This is a genomic window from Fundidesulfovibrio sp., from assembly GCF_058402725.1.
This window is the reverse complement of record NZ_JBZVFJ010000337.1, coordinates 1-1,656: the sequence shown is the minus strand read 5'-3', so window position 1 is coordinate 1,656 and position 1,656 is coordinate 1. Positions and strand designations below refer to the sequence as shown.

Here is a 1,656-nt window from a genome sequence, read left to right as displayed (position 1 = left end):
AAGTTCGCGGCCATCGTGAACGACCTGCGCGACCTGCACAAGAAGGGACAGCCCGGCATGACCGGCACCGCCGACACCGAGGCCGTGGAGTTCCGCCAGATCTACGGGCTGGAGGTGGCGGTGATCCCCACCCACAGGCCCATGGTGCGCCTGGACCATCCCGACATCATCTACAAGACCCAGCAGGAGAAGTTCGCGGCCATCGTGAACGACCTGCGCGACCTGCACAAGAAGGGACAGCCCGTGCTGGTGGGCACCATCTCCATCGAGAAGTCGGAGATGCTCTCCCAGATGCTCAAGAAGGCGGGCGTGCCCCACGACGTGCTCAACGCCAAGCAGCACGAGCGCGAGGCCCAGATCGTGGCCGAGGCGGGCCACAAGGGCCGCGTGACCATCGCCACCAACATGGCCGGACGCGGCACGGACATCAAGCTTGGCGAGGGCGTCAAGGACCTGGGCGGCCTGTTCATCCTGGGCACGGAGCGCCACGAGTCGCGGCGCATCGACAACCAGCTGCGCGGCCGCTCCGGCCGCCAGGGCGACCAGGGCGCCTCGCGCTTCTACCTGGCCCTGGACGACGACCTCATGCGCCTCTTCGGCTCCGACCGCCTCAAGGGCATCATGGAGAAGTTGGGCATGCAGGAGGGCGAAGCCATCGAGAACCGCATGGTCTCCAAGGCCATCGAGAACGCCCAGAAGCGCGTGGAAGGCCACAACTTCGAGATCCGCAAGCAGCTGCTGGACTTCGACAACGTGATGAACCAGCAGCGTGAGGTGATCTACTCCCGCCGCCGCCACTACATGGAGACCGAGGCCCCCGAAGAGGTGCTCCTGGACTTCGTGGACGAGATGATCGACGACATCTGCGCCCCCCTGGAGCTGGCCAAGCAGGGCCCCTCCGAGGAGGATCTGGAGATCGTGGCCGCGCGCATGGAGGAGACCTTCAACCTGCGCTGGGACCCGGCCCAGGGCGCGTTCACCAAGGAGGCGCTGCGCCAGGCCGTGGTGGAGCGCTTCGAGTCGCTCAGGGCCGCCGCGCCGGACCATTACGGGGAAATCCTGCGTTATTTCCTGCTGGAGGCCCTGGACAAACACTGGAAGGAACACCTGCTGAACATGGACCACCTGCGCGGCGGCATCGGCCTGCGCGGCTACGGCCAGAAAGACCCCAAGCAGGAGTACAAGCGCGAAGGCTTCGAGCTGTTCCAGGGGCTCCTGGGCATGATCGCGGACACCACGGTGCGCCACCTCTCGCGCCTGCAGATCCGCGCCGAGGTGCGCGAGGAGGAGTTCCAGCACAAGGAGAAGGCGGGCGACCTGCAATACCAGGGCGCGCAGGACGGCGCGGAGAAGAAGCCCCAGCCCAAGAAGCGCGCCGCGCCCAAGGTGGGCCGCAACGACCCCTGCCCCTGCGGCAGCGGGAAGAAACACAAAAAGTGCTGCGGGGCCAAGGGCTGAGCACCGGGAGAGACACGCGGCGGCGATGCAAAGGCATGCGCGCCGCCGCCGCTTGACGCCCCCCCCGGCGTCAGCCCGTGCCGTAGCGGGTTCAGCATCACCCGCGAGGAGCCGTTCCACCATGGACATCCCGCGCGTCTTCAGCATCACCTGGTGGGGATGATCCTGGCCGATCAGGACGGCTGGGACAGGCGCGAG

General features: G+C 67.0%; 1 protein-coding gene. It reads left to right on the top strand.

All coding sequences use genetic code 11. The features are described 5' to 3' along the window. Positions 1–1,458 (top strand): preprotein translocase subunit SecA (locus ACV4UX_RS19345; protein ID WP_491594906.1); only part of this gene is annotated, 1,458 nt, incomplete at its 5' end. Positions 1,459–1,656 lie beyond the last annotated feature (198 nt).